Here is a 14,196-nt window from a genome sequence, read left to right as displayed (position 1 = left end):
CCCACCAGCCAAGAAATGGAAAAGATCAGTCCTCAACGCGAGGAGCGAGGAGGAACACCAGCTTGCCTTCGTCCCTTATCGGGTACTCCATCTGGAGGGGCATCTCGTTGCCGAAGCGGATTATGACCTCGTCGGCCTTGCCTATGCCCTTTATCATGTCCGCGAGGTAGCTGATTCCGTAGGCGCTTCTGGTCTCTTCCTCGACCTCGAGGTCAAGTAAACCCTCGTCCTCGAGCGTGAGCTTTATCTCCACCTCGTTCGTCTCTCCCTCGGCCCTCATCGTGAACTCGTTCTCCCTTGCTATGAACTTCATGGCGTCGCTGACGAGGGAGGCGTCCTTAACGGCCTCCTTGAGGACCTCGCCGAGGACGACCACCTTGGCGGTGAAGGGAAGCTCAGGCAGGTCGAGTTCGAGCTCCTCGACCTCTATGAGCGGTAGCCTGAAGGTTCTCTTCGCGGTTCCCTCGAAGGTAACCTCGAGGAAGTTCTCGTCGCCCTTTCTTAGGATGAGCGTGTCCTTGTTCTTGCCGCGCTTGAGAACCTTCTTGAAGTGGTCCATGTTCACCCCGACGGTCTCCTCTTCCTCCACCTCGTACTTGGAGAAGATGCTCTCAGGCAGGTTTAAATCGATGAGGACGACCCTGCTCGGGTCCATGGCGCGCATGCTTATTCCTTCCTCGGTTACCTTGAAGGCGGCCTCGTCTATCAGGTTGCTTGCAGTCGCGATGAGGTCCGCAAAATCCTTGGCACCGTCAAAGACTATCTCGAACGGCATCTTTATCCCTCCTTAGTATATCGAGCATCAGCCTAACCCTCTCTTTGCCCCGGAATAAATAAGCTTTTCCGTTGTCGGTGTCGGGTATCCTTTTGTAGGCCTCCTCAAGCTCCTTCAGGGCCTTCTCCGCGAGCCTCCTCAGGGTCTCCCGCTCCAGGTCGCTCACTCGTAGGACCTCCAGGTGTGGCCGCACTTGGTGCACTTGTAGAATATCGTGCTCGGCTCGTCACCGGCCCTCGTCTGCATCTCCCACCAGTAGGCGGTGTCGTTGCCGCACTTCGGACAGGTTATCTTCGTGGTCGGCAGGGTCTTGAGATCCTGCTCGATGACCACTATGCCCTCATCAGGTTTGTGCTTGACCTCCTGCTTGATGACGGTCTTCTCCCTGTCCTTCTCCTCGTCAAAGGGCTCCTCGTAGCCACATGAGCGGCAGACCCACACCTTTCGTTTCCTGTCCGGAAGCATCAGGTTACCGCACTTGGGACAGAACTTCATTTCTCCCACCCCTTTTAGCCGGGGGTCGGGTATGTCGGAGGAGGATAAAAAGTTTGCCATGGTTTAGCGGTTACCTCGAATCCCGCTCGAGAACCGGCCCGCCCATTACCCTGTCGGAGAGAAGATGAGAAAGTGAAAACAGCGGATTAAAAGATCTCCTCTAAGCCCTCACGTCGAACTCCGCCCCAACCTCCTTGCTGATGGCGTTCCCGGCCGGTGAGTCCAGGGAGACCCTCTTCGTTATCCTGTAGTGTCCGGGTTCAAGGTTGAGCCTGGAGAGGTCTATCCTCTGTTCCCAGCTCCCACCGGGTTTAATTACGACCGCTATTTCCACGAACATGAGGTCGAGCTTGAGCTCCTTCCACTCTCCGTTCTCCAGTTTGTAGAGCCTGAAGTGGTAGCCGGTGGTGACGTTGGTCTTGGCGTTGTTGACGACCGTGAGGGTCATCACGTCTTTGGTGGAGTAGACGCTCTTTCCGAGCTCCAGGACGATTCCCTCGCTATCCTGAAGGTTCTGGGACCCTTTGCTTCCGTTTCCACCGCTCGATGCCATGTAGTATCCAAGCGGAACCAGCAGAACTATCAGCAGGACCGGAATTATCCTCCTCATGGCGGTTCCCCGATGGAAAATTGGTTTCAACCTTCTTAACGGTTGCCAAAACTTCAAAAGGGATTGAAGTAAAATGGTTGAAGTGAGTTTAGCCGCTTATTTAATCCCCTGATTTGAGTCCCTTATTCCATGGACACCCACCGCGGTGTCCGGCCGTTAATGGCACAGTGATGTATGACTAAGGCGGCCAAACACCGTCTTATGAGCATGGATGAGCTCTTTTATAACTCTTTCTGAAATAGAATCCGATACGCGACTTTAAAAAATGGAAACGGCCCAGTTTATAACCCGGTTTTTGGAAAAATCCCCAATGAACGCTGGAAAAATCTCAATTACTATGTGCCAAAATTGAAAAAAGAACGGAAATCGTCACTCCTTCATCGGAAGGCCGTAGTCGAAGGAGTAGTAGACCCTCTGGAAGTTCTGCCTGAAGTAGAAGACGTCGCGCTCGACCTTTTTCGGGTCCTCCTTGTCGATGAGGACGCGACGGATGAATTTAGCGATCTCCTTCATGTCGTCCTCAAGCATACCGACGCGGGTCATCTCCTGGACGCCTATGCGCAGGCCGCTCGGCTCGTTGACCTTCTCGAGCGGGTCCCACGGGAGCAGGTTCTTGTTGAGGATTATGCCGGCCTCCTCGAGCAGGGGAGCCGCCCAGCCACCCGCGGCCGGGTGAAGGTCCGAGACGTCCACGATGACCTGGTGGCTCTCGGTGTAGCCCTTGTCCTCGCCGATGACCTTGAACCCCTCCTCCGCTAAAGCCTCGGCGAGGGCCTTCGCGTTCTTCACTATCTGGGCCGCGTACCTCTCACCGTACTCGAGCATCTCCGCGGCGGTGATAACCTTCCCCGCCATGTGGTGGAGGTGGTGGTTGCTGAGCACCCCCGGGAAGATGGCCCACTGGAGCCTGGCTATCTCCTCGGTCTCGCCGAAGCGCTTGTAGATGATAACACCGCCCTGTGGCCCGGGGAAGGTCTTGTGGGTCGAGGCGGTGATTACGTCCGCTCCCTCGCGGAGCGGGTCCTGGAACTGCTTTCCGGCGATGAGACCGAGGACGTGGGCGGCGTCGTACATGACGTAGGCCCCGACCTCCTTGGCTACGGGGGCGAGCTCCTTGACCGGGTGCGGGAACGGGAAGAGCGAGCCGCCGAAGACGACTACCTTTGGCTCGAGCTCACGGATGAGCTTCTCGGCCTTGTCAACGTCGATGTTGAACTCCTCGTTGTCGAAGGGCCAGGTGTGGACTTCCAGACCGCGCATCCCGGCGGCGCCGAAGGGCATGTGGCTTATGTGCCCGCCGTGGCTGGTGTGGAGGACTATGGCCTTATCGCCGGCCTGGGTGAGCCCGAAGAACGCCGCTTGGTTGGCGTTGGTTCCTGAGATCGGCCTTAGGTCGGCGAAATCGCTCTTGAAGAGCTTGGTGAAGAGCTCGACGCCTATGAGCTCGACCTCGTCGACGTACTTGCAGCCCTGGTAGTACCTCTGCTTCGGCCAGCCCTCGGCGTACTTGTGCATGAAGCCGCTCCTCACGGCGCGGTTAACGCTCGGCGAGGTGACGTTTTCGCTCGCTATGAGGTTTATGGTGTGGCTCCTCCAGTTCTCGTGCTCCTCTATAAAGTTCAGAACCCTGTCGCGATAGTCCCTGTATCCTTCAGCCATGGGAAACACCTCGATGAGGATTTGAACGGGGAGGATATAAACCTTACCTCATCTGTGCACGCGTTCAGAAACGTGCATCGTAGTAGGGCAATAAAAGAAAAAGACGGGAGGGTTCACCTCCTGAGCCTCGAGGCCAGCCACATCAGCACCGGGAGCACTATGAACGCCATCATGTCACCCGTGTCGCCGGCGAAAGCCAAGACGTCGGCGAAGTTCTTGACTCCAGCGAAGTAGAGCGCCGCCGGCGGGATGACCGTCAGGGCCCACGCCCATTCTCTGCCCAATTTCGCGAACTCCTCGTTGTTGCTCTGCTGGGCCAGTGCGATCCCTATGAAGCTCGTCGTGATGGCGAGCAGGGGTATGAGGTTGCCAACGAGCCAGCCGGGTTTCCCGTATATCAGCTCGAGGGCCTGCGTGGCCACCTGGGGCGTCTCCGTTCCGAAGACCAGCAGGAAGGAGGCCATGAAAACCGCGTAGAGCGCCGTTGGTATGAGGAAAGCCAGCACGAGCACCCTCTTTGCCTCCTTATAGCTACCGAGCCCCTTGTAGACGTCGGGGATTATGGTGTGGCAACCGAGGGCGAAGATTGAGACGCCGGTTATGCTGAGGAGCCCGCTCCACCTCACGTAGAGGGCCCTCTCGGGTTCCGCATGGGGAAGGAGCATGGCCGTGACCGCCACGAAGAGGAACAGCATAATGTAGCTCAGCACCAGCTCGGTCTTTCCGCTCGCCTCGAGTCCCCTGTAAACGACGATGGAAGCGAGAACCCAGAATATCGCCGCCCCCACCGTCTCGCTGACGCCGAAGAGGCTCGCGAAGACGTTGCCCATACCTGCTATGTAGGCGAGTATCGCCCCGAAGCTCATCAGGCTCACGCTGAGGTACATCAGCCAGCCGCCGGCCCTTCCGAGCGTTTTTCCTGCGATTGTGCTCATCTGGGCACCGCCCATCCCGGCGCTGAACCTGAGCACTATGAAGGCCGTCCCGAGCATTAGGAGCATTACTCCGGTGAGGACCCCCAGAGCCGGGATTAAGCCGACTTTGCTCGCCGCGTACGGCAGTCCCAGGACGCCTGCACCTATTTGAGTCCCCACGAGTATGGCGAGCGCCTCTCCCTTCGTTATGCGCGGCTTCTCCACGGTTATTATGTTCGTGCGTATGCCCCTGACCCCTTTCCTCTTCCTGATGTTCTGGATGACGGTGAGCTTCTTGCGCCTCTGAGCTGAGAGTCTCGCCTGGTAGTACCTCCCGTGTGAGGTTGCAACCCTCTCCCTCCTAACCCCCTCCGAAACGGGCATGCTCTCACCTCCGATAGGATGTATTCATGAACACAATTTAAACCCTCGCACGGAAACGCGAAGGCCCACCCAAAGATCCTTCGGTGTAACCCCTTTGAGACCTCAACCCCGGGAAGAATTTTTAAGGAACGCCGAGTAGCCGAAAGCATGATGGAGGAGGCCGCCAAACTGCTGGCCCGTTCGAGGTTCGCCATAGCCTTCACCGGTGCGGGGATAAGCGCCGAGAGCGGCGTCCCGACCTTTCGGGGAGGCAGTGGGCTCTGGAAGAAGTACCGTCCTGAGGAGCTCGCAACCCCGGAGGCCTTTAGGAAAGATCCAAATCTCGTCTGGGAGTTTTACAGGTGGCGCATGAAGCTGATAATGAGGGCCAGGCCCAACAGGGCCCACAGAGCCCTGGCGGAGCTCGAGAGGATGGGCATCGTTAAAGCCGTGATAACCCAGAACGTTGACGACCTCCACCGCGAGGCGGGAAGCCAAAACGTCATCGAGCTCCACGGCAACATCTTCAGGGTGAGGTGCACCTCCTGCGGTTATACGGAAGACCTGAAAAGGAGCGGACGCCTGAACGAGTTTTTGAAAGAGAAAGGCCTCCCGAGGTGTCCAGAATGCGGCTCCCTCCTGAGACCCGACGTGGTGTGGTTCGGGGAGCCTTTACCGCGGGAAGCCCTTGAGGAGGCCTTCAGGCTCGCCGAGAGGGCGGACGTTGTCCTCGTCATCGGGACGAGCGGGGTGGTCTACCCGGCCGCTTACATTCCCCAGATAGTCAAGGAAACCGGCGGAAGGGTTATCGAGATAAACCCGGAGGAGAGTGGAATCACCCCTATTGCCGACGTCTTCCTCCGTTATCCCGCCGGGGAGGCCATGGAGAGGTTGATGGAAAGGATCGGGAGGATGGTAGAATGAATGGAAAGGCCATAGTGATCGGGTTCACGCCCGGGGAAATGGAGATGCTCCGTGAAGCCCTCAGGATACCTGCCTTTGGGGTTCCGGAGGACTGCAAGGAGTGCTTGGTGAGCGAGATATTCGAAAGGGCCGAAACGCTGAACGGCCCGAGTGACTGGCATCAGAGGAAGTTCGTGATAATGGACGGGGTCGACAACGAGACGATAAAGCACGTCATCAGCTCCGTTAAGTCGCTTCGGCTCGGGAGGGTGATATTCGCGACGACGACCGAGAACTCCCTCGGCTGGAAGCTCAAAGATCTGCTCGAGGAGCTCATGGCGGAGGACGAGTACTTTCAGGCCATGCGCTGGGCGCGGAAGGAGGCCAAAAAGAAAACGGGCCCCTTCCTCGACATCGGCAAGGGTTAAATAAGTTAAAGGGCAATAGGTCACGGGTGAGCGGATGATAAAGGCTGTTTTCTTCGACCTTGACGATACGCTCGTCGACACGAGCAAACTGGCGGAGATGGCGAGGCGGAACGCCGTGGAGAACATGATACGCCACGGCCTCCCGGTTGATTTTGAAACCGCCTACGGGGAGCTCCTCGAGCTGATAAACGAGTACGGGAGCAACTTCTCCAGGCACTTCGACTACCTCCTCCGGCGGCTCGACCTCCCGAACAACCCCAAGTGGGTCGCCGCGGGCGTGGTGGCCTACCACAACACGAAGTTCGCCTACCTGAAGACCGTTCACGGTGCGAGAAGGCTCCTCCTCGAGCTGAAGAAGGCCGACTACAGGCTGGGTATCATCACCGACGGGGACCCGATAAAGCAGTGGGAGAAGATAATCCGCCTCGACCTCGACGACTACTTCGACGGCGTCTTCATATCCGACTACCTCGGCGTCAAGAAGCCTCATCCGAAGATATTCAAGAAGGCCCTGAGGAAGATGAACGTCAAAGCCGAGGAGGCTGTGATGGTCGGCGACAGGCTCTACTCGGACATCTACGGCGCCAAGAGGGTAGGGATGAACACGATATGGTTCAGGTACGGCAAGTACGCCGACAGGGAGCTGGAGTACCTCGACCACGCGGACTTCACGGTTGAGCGGCTTGAGGACGTCCTCAACATAGTCGGGGGGCTGAACCTTGAGGAGGAAGAGCGTTCAGATAAGGAAGTTCATGCTGATTGACTCCACCTACAAGTCGAGGGTCCTGCGTGGCGATAAGGTCACCACGATACGCTACGGGGACTACGAGGCGAGGCCGGGGAGCGAGGTCTACTTCGTCCTCACGCCGAGCGACACCGCGGTGGCGAAGGTTCGGATAACCCGCGTCGAGAAGAAAACGGTCAGAGAACTCACCAACGAAGACGCAAGGAGAGACGGCTTTTCAGACGTTAAGGAACTCCTGCGGGAGCTCAACCGAATATACGGTGAACTCCACGGTGACGACGAGGTTACGGTGATAGGCTTCGAGGTCGTGAAGCGCCTCGAGGACGGGATTCCCCTCAAGTGGCTGAAGGGCCTGAACTACCGCGAGCCGGGCGAGATAGCGCGCCTCTACCTCGAGAACAGGGAAAGGCTCAACCTAAGCCGCGAGACCGACTTCATCCTGCGGAGGGTGTACAACGAGGGTCTCGGGAAGGCGGTGAGGACCTTCGGGCCGAAGAGGGTTCATCAAGCGCTCCTCAAGACGTATCATGCGCTCTACGGGGCGGGGATCATCTGAGGAAAAGCTTTTTTACCGGCTTCGTCCTCTAAGGTGCCATGAGGTTTGAAGGTAAAGTCATCATCCTGACCCTCACTATCATCGCCCTGCTGGCCCTCGAGGTCACCGGTGCGTTAACCGAAATAGACGGATGGGTGAGCTCGGCTCTTCCCTCAGGAGGCTCTTTTGTCCATCTCCTCACCGATACGGCGAGTTTTGTCGCGGTTGCCCTCTACGTCCTCGCCTTCCTCCCAGTTAAAACGATTTTTCACGCTTTCCCTTGCATTTCTGCTCATTTCTTCTCTCTTCTCTTCATCGGAAATCAGAGATATTAAATTCTGCACCAGCCCGGAATCATCCTGGGAAACCAGCCCTGTTCTGCTGTGCTCGACAATTTCACTTATGCCCCCGTGGTTGTTGGCGACAACGGGGACACCGCAAGCCAAAGCCTCAAGGGCAGCTATCCCGAATGCCTCGTATATGGTGGGTGAAAGATAGAGGTCACTTGCCTGCAGATAATCCCTCACCTTTTCCCTTGGCTGCCTCCCAACGAGCTTAACGACATCCCCAACACCGTAACTCCTGATCAGGTTCTCTATGTTTCTCCTTTCGGGACCGTCTCCAATTATCAAAAAGGTCACATCCCCTCCGTACTCCCTCTTCATGATCCTTGCAATCTTTGGGATAACGTGTATCCTCTTCCTCTTCGTCAGCCTCGAAGTGGTCGTTACAACCAGACCCTTCATGCCCATCCTCTCCTTCCACGTCTCCCCGTCCTCTGCGGGCTTCCAGAACTCCGTATCTATGCCATTGGGGATGACATAAGTGGCCCTGCCCTTCAAACTTTTTCCAAGAATGGAGCGTAAATCCCTCTCGACAGCTTCGCTAACAGCTATGAAAGAGTTAACCTTGCGGAGGGACAGCCTCAGTATTGCGGTGTATGCGGGATTCAGCATGGAGCTCCCGAGGAGGGAGTGGTTCGTTATCAGACTTGGAGTCCCCCTTATTCCGCTCGAAAGATTTGAGACGCCCACCGCTATGGGTGAATATATGCTGTGTCCGTGGGTTATGTCAAAATGCTCCTTCTTGTAGAGTTCATTCACCTCTCTCAACATGCCGGTACCGACGCTCACATGGAAGCTGTTTATGGTTATTCTCCCCCTGAACCGGTGAACTTCATAGGGGAGCTCCTCATCGGGGAAATCCCCGAATCTCGTTATCACATGAACTTCATGACCCCCTCATGGCCAGATGCGTGGCCAGATCATGGATGTGATATTCTATACCTCCAACACTCGGAAAGAACCAATCCGAAGCTAATGCGATTTTAAAGCTTTCCATAACTCAACCCCTCCCGAACCTATTAACACGAGAAAACCCACTATGGTGCTCAGGACATAGGAAATAAAGCGCTCTATCAGGGTCACTGAGATGGCGAGTGTGGAGGGGATCCCAAAATATGTGAGCGTGCCGAAGAGTCCTCCCTCCACTATGCCCACCCCCCCGGGTGTAAATGCCATCAACCCGAAGAGCAGGTTGGCCAGGGATATCAATGCAAGGAGCCCGATGTTGGGATCCCATCCAAATGCAAGGGCTATGAGCTTGAGGCGTGCAATGTCCAGAATCCACACCATCGAGCTTAAACCCACCGCCAGGATGTTCAGAGAAGGTTTTCTCTTTAGTTCACTTATTTTAAGCAGCTCCTCCTGTGTGAGCTGTATCTTCAGGATCTTCACGGATATCCTTATGAACTCCTCCCACTTGAGCCATATGAGAAGGATGAAAAGCATGAATAGAGCCGCGATTGACAGTACCTGGGCTGCAAAGTATGTGATACCCAGCAGGAGCAAAAACATCACGGGAACTATCTCCACAATCCTCTCATAAACAATGCTTATGGTTGATAGTGCTATGGGTATCTGGTGCTTCTTTGAGACCCATGTAACCCTAAGTATCTCCCCGCCTCCCCTGCTCATGGGGGTCACGTTGTTTACAAAAATCGATGAGAGGGTTACCTTCAGAAGGTCCAGCAGGGGAAGGTCTCTCCCCATCCCTGCGAGCACTATTTTCCAGCGGAGAGCATATATGAGGGTGCTTGTATAATACAAAGCCAGCGCTATCCCCAAAAGCTCCAGACTCTTGTTATCCAGGGAGCGGATGATTGCAGTGTATGTGCTGATATCCATCATGTTCCTTCATCTCACTTTTGTCTCCTCGAAAGTTCATACTTCTCAAACCGTTAACTCGATATAAAAAATGAAAGGAGAATTCAGTCCTCACTCCCCTGTGAAACCTCCTCATTTATGCTATCGGAGTCGGTCAAGTCTGTAGAGGTGCCGGTTTCTATCTCTTTGCTATCCTCTCCTTCTCTGTCATTTCCGCTGTCTATGTAGAGCACCTTTCCGTCGCCTGCATCGACCTTTACATCCTTGATAATTCCATTGCTTGCCTTGACCTCCACGGAGTAGACAAGGTATCCATTCTCGTTGTCCAGCTCAACCTTGATTACGCTTCCTTTTACCTTTGAAAGTGCGGCGCTCTTGGCCTGCTGTGGGGTTATACCTGCCAGACTCTGGAGGGTTTTTGCCTCCTGGGTTTCGTTCAATCCCCTATCGGTAACCTTTATGCTGCCAATGTAGTTGGGTGACTGATAGTCACCTTGTACAGGACTAGTGGTTGTGTTTGATGCCGCCGTTGCAAACGCTCCAATGCTCACTGCCATTATCAGTGCCGCTATTACTGCAGCAGTTTTCAGACCAATGCTGAATTTCCATATCCTCATGGTTTATCACCCCCTTCAAGTTCTTCAGTTTAATACGTGAGTAAGCTATTATATATCCCTTCTGGCTCAATTCTCGAAGTATTGGTTCACTTTTTGAAATGTCGGGTCTTAATCTACCTTACTCCTCTCCTTTGCGGTTCGAGGCAGAGTTTTCAATCGCTTAACGATGGGCTTAACAGCCGGTGGTCGTCTCGTCGGGTGGCCTCTTTGAAGTGTTATTATGTTGGCAAGACTCACAAGAGTTTAGTTTTGATTGTTCGATGGTTATCGGGGTAGTTTAATGAATCCCCGCCCCAAAGGACGAGGCTTTCAAAAGGTAATAAAGCCAATACCACCCTAAGAACACTTCTAAAACTGAACCACAAAACCTTAATTAAGAGTCAGGGCATACGTATCCAAGGAGAACTATGAGTAGCGGAAGACTCAATGAACGTACCAAGCTCGTGCTCGAATTCATCAAAGAAAATCCTGGCTTAAACTTCAACGAGCTATCTCGAAGACTTGGTCTGGCCAAAGGCGATCTTCAGTATCACGTCCACAGGCTGGAGAAGCTCGGATTGATCACCTCAAGGAGAAGTGGGTTAAAGCGGCACTACTTTCCGGTTGGTATCTTCGATGAAAGTGAAAAGGACGTCTTGACACTATTGTCCAGTGAGAACTTAAGGGGGATAGTAATGTTTATGATAACAAAGCCAGGGGTTACCCAGAAGGAGCTGTGTGATGAGCTGGATCTTTCTGCGCCCACAGTCAATTATTATGTCGATAAGCTAGAGAAGTTGCACCTCGTTCGATCCATAAAGGATGGAAAATTTGTGAAATACTACTTTACGGGGGATGCTGAGCTCTTTATCAAGCTGATTCAGAACTATTATCCGAGTCTGCTCGAGAGGTGGGCGGATAGGATCGTGGACATATTTATGGAGTTTGGAGGGGGTGATTAAAGTGCTGGATATAGAACAACTCTTGAGCCTTGGCATTGTTGCATTCTCACTTATTCTTACTGGCGCCTCACTAATCGCATACCAGAATACAAGACTTAGAAAGTTCCTTATAGTGTCGTTCGCGTTTCTGCTTTATGCGGTAAAGGAGCTCGTGGAGCACATGGACATAGTCCTGCCGAATATAGAAAACACCACCTTGGATCTCATTACAAAGTTCATGGAGTTCTTGGTGATAGCCCTGTTCTTTGTCGCAGTGGTCACTAAGGGGGGCAGAAAGAATGAGTAAAAGCGCCAAATATCGGGCTATACTGGCATTCACGGCTCTTATAATTTTCCTGCTTCTTGCTGAATGGGTTAGGCGTTTCAATGGCATTGATACTTGGGTAGACTTGGTTCTTCCCTCAGGAGGCTCTTTTGTCCATCTCCTCACCGATACGGCGAGTTTTGTCGCGGTTGCCCTCTACGTCCTCGCCTTCCTCCTGTGGGACGTTGTAAAAGGGGGCAAGCTGAGCAGGCCCACCCTCGAGTTAATCCTCAGTCTCATCGTCGCCATGCTGGTGGTCGGCCTGCTGAAGGTTCTAACCGGCGTTCCCCGCCCCGGAGAGGCCGGGGTTCACTGGGGCCTCCTCGAATCGCTGAAGAACGCCGACTACTTCGCCTTTCCCTCGGGCCACACGACGAGGGCCGCGGTGCTCGCTTACTTCCTGAGCCGGCGCTGGAGAAGGCTCTGGCCACTCTGGTGGGGCTGGGCGATAGGGATAGCCTTCTCAAGGCTCCTCCTCCACGTTCACTGGTTCAGCGACGTCCTCTTCGGCCTGCTCCTCGGGCCGTGGGTCTTCATGCTGGTCGAGTACACGGAGAGCGCGTGGCTTCCGTGGTATAGAGCCGTAATCAAAAAGCTCAGACTGGGGGTGCTGGACGTTGAATAACCTCCTCGAGGTCTTCGTCCTGTCGCTGGTTCCCACGTTCGAGGGACGCTACGCCATCGTCTACGGCATAGGCAGGGGCTATCCACTCTGGGGGACCCTCGCGGTTGCCTCCCTCGGCGTCCTGCTCCTCTCGCTCCTCCTTCCGGCTGTTCTGCCCTACATAGACAGGCTCATGCTCTGGCTCGAGGGGACCCCCCTGGACCGGGTTGCGGGGCTTTACCTCCACTACGTCGAGCGCGTGAGGAGGAAAGCCCATCCCTACGTTGAGAGGTGGGGGTTCATCGGGCTGACGCTCTTCGTGGCGGTTCCCCTCCCCGGAACCGGCGTCTGGACGGGGGCTCTGGCGGCCTACCTCCTCGGCATCGAGAAGGGGCAGACGATTCCGGCGCTGATCCTCGGCGGAGTGCTCAGCATGGGGATAACGGTGCTCCCGGCGCTGGGGGTGTTCGGGGGAATGGGATAAAAAGAGAGCTCAAAGTTTTCGGGCGACCAGCAGAGCGGCTCCGAGGATCAGGACTCCCCCGAGCACGTAGGCTGTTGTGGAAGATAACGGGAGCCTTCCCGTAGTTCTTTCCTCCCAGGCCTCTTCGCCCCGGTTTCCTCCCCTTAGCCTGGGGTCCAGAGAGTATTTTCTGCCGCTCAGGTCGGTCAGCGACACGGTTATGACCCCGCCGTCCCCCGCGTGAACCTCAACCTCGGTTCTGTAATCCCTGAAACCCTCCTTCTTGAAGACCAGCTCGTGAGTTCCCGGGGTGAGGGTGAGGTTGCAGGGGGTGGTGCAGTTAGAGGGTTTTCCATCGACGAAAAGTTCCGCCCCCTCGGGCACCGAAACCACGCGGAACCTCGGATAGGGCAACAGGGTTATGTTCAGGTTTACACGCTCGCCCGGTGAGAGCACCACTCTTTTGCTCCACTTCACGAAACCCTTGGCCCGCCCCTCGACCCCGTGCTCTCCGGGGGTGAGGTTCAAAGTACAACCGCCCCTGCAAACTGGCTCTCCATCCACGTAAACCTCCACTTCTTCCGGGTGAGTCTCGATCACGAGCGTCGCGTTCTCGGGTGTTGGGGTTACGACGGTTTCGTTTTCGGTGTCCCCCTCTGCCTTCCCGTTACTCTGCGGGGTTCCTCCGGGGGTTTCTTCCATCCCGCTGGGAAGGTTCCTGTACTCCGGTGGTATCCCGTACACGGCCCTTAGGCTTACGGCATTGAGAATCCCGGTGAAGTTGACGCTTATCCTGGCCCTCCTTCCCGGGGCGGGGTTCACGATGAAGCTCACGCGGGGAGCGAGGCCATTGGAAGAGGTGATGTTCGAGGCGACGGTTATGGGGTACTCTTTTATTGGTTTTACCTCGAAATCCACCCGGTCCCCTGTGAAATCGAAGCCGTATCCGTGGACGCTCTCGTTGATTACGGGTAACGAGAGGGTCAGGGGAGTTCTAAGCACTATGAGGCTCGCCCCGAAGATCAAAACCGCGGAATCCCGGGGCTCCGAGTTCAATTCGACCCTCATGTAATCCGGGACGTAGCTGGTCCAGTTGAGCCGGTGTCCCACCATCGCCCAGCCGTCGTCGTGAGCCCTGATCTCGTCCATCTCGTACTCATCGCACACCCTGATGGGGGTGCCGTTGAACAGCAGTACGTAGTCGGGTTCACCGTAAACCTTCACGACCTCAAACGGTGGTCCATTGCCCTCAACGGGGCCGTAGGTTGACACACCGCATTTCGGTACCCAGCCCGAATCCGGGAGTTTCGGTGGGAGGGTAACGGGTTCCCCGAACTCCAGTTCAGAGGGGTCGGCGCCCTCTGATATGATGGCCTTCATAATCCCCTTTTCGTCCAGCTTGACTATCGTGGTCAGCCCTTCTTTTACCCTAACCGGGATCTTTACCTCCATGCCGTTTACCCTCGTTATAACGGTGTAACTCTCACCGTCCTTTAAGGCCGGAAGCTTCACCCACGCCGGCGCCGTGAAGTTCAGTCCCTTCTCAGGGATGAGGACGCTCGAGCTGGAGTCCACGATGAGTATTCCGTAACCGCCCCCCGAAACCGCACCAGCGGCACCGGCCACTATGGACAGCAGGAGCATCGCCCCGATGAGGATCGCACCCCCTTTCATC

General features: G+C 55.4%; 18 protein-coding genes. 8 read left to right on the top strand and 10 right to left on the bottom strand.

Going from position 1 to position 14,196, the window contains the following annotated elements; translation table 11 throughout:
• Nucleotides 1-25 precede the first annotated feature (25 nt).
• The 6 genes from A3L02_RS05375 to A3L02_RS05350 all read right to left on the bottom strand — a co-directional run bounded on the left by A3L02_RS05375 (nt 26) and on the right by A3L02_RS05350 (nt 4,837).
• Complete coding sequence (locus tag A3L02_RS05375; RefSeq protein ID WP_088862975.1) at nt 26-775, bottom strand: DNA polymerase sliding clamp; 750 nt, start codon at nt 773-775, stop codon at nt 26-28.
• Entirely contained in the window at nt 753-941 is a 189-nt protein-coding gene (locus A3L02_RS05370) for a hypothetical protein (RefSeq protein WP_088862974.1), read from the bottom strand. The genes A3L02_RS05375 and A3L02_RS05370 overlap by 23 nt, the downstream gene beginning before the upstream one ends.
• A complete protein-coding gene (locus A3L02_RS05365) occupies nt 938-1,270 on the bottom strand; it encodes a transcription factor S (protein WP_054834160.1) in 333 nt (110 codons plus the stop codon). The genes A3L02_RS05370 and A3L02_RS05365 overlap by 4 nt, the downstream gene beginning before the upstream one ends.
• Nucleotides 1,271-1,430: 160 nt before the next feature.
• On the bottom strand, nt 1,431-1,880 hold the full coding sequence (locus A3L02_RS05360) for an immunoglobulin-like domain-containing protein (protein WP_054834159.1): 450 nt from the start codon (nt 1,878-1,880) through the stop codon (nt 1,431-1,433).
• Between the two features lie 369 nt (nt 1,881-2,249).
• Nucleotides 2,250-3,539 (bottom strand): serine hydroxymethyltransferase, encoded by a 1,290-nt coding sequence (gene glyA, locus A3L02_RS05355; RefSeq protein ID WP_088862973.1) that lies wholly within the window; start codon nt 3,537-3,539, stop codon nt 2,250-2,252.
• Nucleotides 3,540-3,652: 113 nt separating this feature from the next.
• On the bottom strand, nt 3,653-4,837 hold the full coding sequence (locus tag A3L02_RS05350) for an aromatic amino acid transport family protein (RefSeq protein WP_088862972.1): 1,185 nt from the start codon (nt 4,835-4,837) through the stop codon (nt 3,653-3,655).
• A 147-nt stretch (nt 4,838-4,984) separates the two neighbouring features.
• On the opposite strand from A3L02_RS05350, the gene cobB reads away from it, so the two are divergent.
• From cobB to A3L02_RS05330, 4 genes are read left to right on the top strand one after another with little or no spacing between them, the layout of a single operon-like run.
• Nucleotides 4,985-5,740 (top strand): NAD-dependent protein deacetylase, encoded by a 756-nt coding sequence (gene cobB, locus A3L02_RS05345; protein WP_088862971.1) that lies wholly within the window; start codon nt 4,985-4,987, stop codon nt 5,738-5,740.
• Nucleotides 5,737-6,147, top strand: coding sequence for a DUF3783 domain-containing protein (locus A3L02_RS05340; RefSeq protein WP_088862970.1), 411 nt, complete (start codon nt 5,737-5,739; stop codon nt 6,145-6,147). Before cobB ends, A3L02_RS05340 begins: the two co-directional genes overlap by 4 nt.
• A 34-nt stretch (nt 6,148-6,181) precedes the next feature.
• The gene (locus tag A3L02_RS05335; protein WP_088862969.1) at nt 6,182-6,910 is read left to right on the top strand and encodes a TIGR02253 family HAD-type hydrolase; all 729 of its coding nucleotides are present in this window, start codon (nt 6,182-6,184) and stop codon (nt 6,908-6,910) included.
• The gene (locus A3L02_RS05330) at nt 6,867-7,448 is read left to right on the top strand and encodes an ASCH domain-containing protein (RefSeq protein WP_088862968.1); all 582 of its coding nucleotides are present in this window, start codon (nt 6,867-6,869) and stop codon (nt 7,446-7,448) included. The genes A3L02_RS05335 and A3L02_RS05330 overlap by 44 nt, the downstream gene beginning before the upstream one ends.
• A gap of 152 nt (nt 7,449-7,600) precedes the next feature.
• Here the strand turns inward: A3L02_RS05330 and A3L02_RS05325 are convergent, their stop codons facing one another.
• From A3L02_RS05325 to A3L02_RS05315, 3 genes are all read right to left on the bottom strand, one after another.
• Complete coding sequence (locus A3L02_RS05325; protein ID WP_237268574.1) at nt 7,601-8,650, bottom strand: glycosyltransferase family 4 protein; 1,050 nt, start codon at nt 8,648-8,650, stop codon at nt 7,601-7,603.
• Nucleotides 8,651-8,743: 93 nt separating this feature from the next.
• Nucleotides 8,744-9,616, bottom strand: a complete 873-nt coding sequence (locus A3L02_RS05320) for a lysylphosphatidylglycerol synthase transmembrane domain-containing protein (protein WP_088862967.1) — start codon at nt 9,614-9,616, stop codon at nt 8,744-8,746.
• Between the two features lie 80 nt (nt 9,617-9,696).
• On the bottom strand, nt 9,697-10,209 hold the full coding sequence (locus A3L02_RS05315; protein WP_088862966.1) for a PepSY domain-containing protein: 513 nt from the start codon (nt 10,207-10,209) through the stop codon (nt 9,697-9,699).
• Between the two features lie 407 nt (nt 10,210-10,616).
• Here A3L02_RS05315 and A3L02_RS05310 point away from each other — a divergent pair, with 407 nt between their 5' ends.
• The 4 genes from A3L02_RS05310 (at nt 10,617) to A3L02_RS05295 (ending at nt 12,542) form a co-directional block, all read left to right on the top strand.
• On the top strand, nt 10,617-11,150 hold the full coding sequence (locus tag A3L02_RS05310; RefSeq protein ID WP_088862965.1) for a winged helix-turn-helix transcriptional regulator: 534 nt from the start codon (nt 10,617-10,619) through the stop codon (nt 11,148-11,150).
• Between the two features lies 1 nt (nt 11,151).
• Nucleotides 11,152-11,436 (top strand): hypothetical protein, encoded by a 285-nt coding sequence (locus tag A3L02_RS05305; RefSeq protein ID WP_088862964.1) that lies wholly within the window; start codon nt 11,152-11,154, stop codon nt 11,434-11,436.
• A 103-nt stretch (nt 11,437-11,539) separates the two neighbouring features.
• A complete protein-coding gene (locus A3L02_RS05300) occupies nt 11,540-12,079 on the top strand; it encodes a phosphatase PAP2 family protein (RefSeq protein WP_237268573.1) in 540 nt (179 codons plus the stop codon).
• Nucleotides 12,072-12,542 (top strand): COG2426 family protein, encoded by a 471-nt coding sequence (locus A3L02_RS05295; RefSeq protein WP_088862962.1) that lies wholly within the window; start codon nt 12,072-12,074, stop codon nt 12,540-12,542. The genes A3L02_RS05300 and A3L02_RS05295 overlap by 8 nt, the downstream gene beginning before the upstream one ends.
• Before the next feature lie 9 nt (nt 12,543-12,551).
• Here the strand turns inward: A3L02_RS05295 and A3L02_RS05290 are convergent, their stop codons facing one another.
• On the bottom strand, nt 12,552-14,195 hold the full coding sequence (locus A3L02_RS05290) for a PEGA domain-containing protein (RefSeq protein WP_088862961.1): 1,644 nt from the start codon (nt 14,193-14,195) through the stop codon (nt 12,552-12,554).
• Nucleotide 14,196 lies beyond the last annotated feature (1 nt).

It is taken from the genome of Thermococcus celer Vu 13 = JCM 8558, from assembly GCF_002214365.1.
Lineage (GTDB): Archaea > Methanobacteriota_B > Thermococci > Thermococcales > Thermococcaceae > Thermococcus > Thermococcus celer.
Note: the sequence above shows the minus strand (reverse complement) of the source record. Positions and strands in the feature narration are given on the sequence as shown.

Coding starts and splice junctions, on each gene's coding strand:
- A3L02_RS05375 (WP_088862975.1), bottom strand. CDS start 775: ATGCCGTTCGAGATAGTCTTTGACGGTGCCAAGGATTTTGCGGACCTC.
- A3L02_RS05365 (WP_054834160.1), bottom strand. CDS start 1,270: ATGAAGTTCTGTCCCAAGTGCGGTAACCTGATGCTTCCGGACAGGAAA.
- A3L02_RS05360 (WP_054834159.1), bottom strand. CDS start 1,880: ATGAGGAGGATAATTCCGGTCCTGCTGATAGTTCTGCTGGTTCCGCTT.
- glyA (WP_088862973.1), bottom strand. CDS start 3,539: ATGGCTGAAGGATACAGGGACTATCGCGACAGGGTTCTGAACTTTATA.
- A3L02_RS05350 (WP_088862972.1), bottom strand. CDS start 4,837: ATGCCCGTTTCGGAGGGGGTTAGGAGGGAGAGGGTTGCAACCTCACAC.
- cobB (WP_088862971.1), top strand. CDS start 4,985: ATGATGGAGGAGGCCGCCAAACTGCTGGCCCGTTCGAGGTTCGCCATA.
- A3L02_RS05340 (WP_088862970.1), top strand. CDS start 5,737: ATGAATGGAAAGGCCATAGTGATCGGGTTCACGCCCGGGGAAATGGAG.
- A3L02_RS05335 (WP_088862969.1), top strand. CDS start 6,182: ATGATAAAGGCTGTTTTCTTCGACCTTGACGATACGCTCGTCGACACG.
- A3L02_RS05320 (WP_088862967.1), bottom strand. CDS start 9,616: ATGATGGATATCAGCACATACACTGCAATCATCCGCTCCCTGGATAAC.
- A3L02_RS05315 (WP_088862966.1), bottom strand. CDS start 10,209: ATGAGGATATGGAAATTCAGCATTGGTCTGAAAACTGCTGCAGTAATA.
- A3L02_RS05310 (WP_088862965.1), top strand. CDS start 10,617: ATGAGTAGCGGAAGACTCAATGAACGTACCAAGCTCGTGCTCGAATTC.
- A3L02_RS05290 (WP_088862961.1), bottom strand. CDS start 14,195: ATGAAAGGGGGTGCGATCCTCATCGGGGCGATGCTCCTGCTGTCCATA.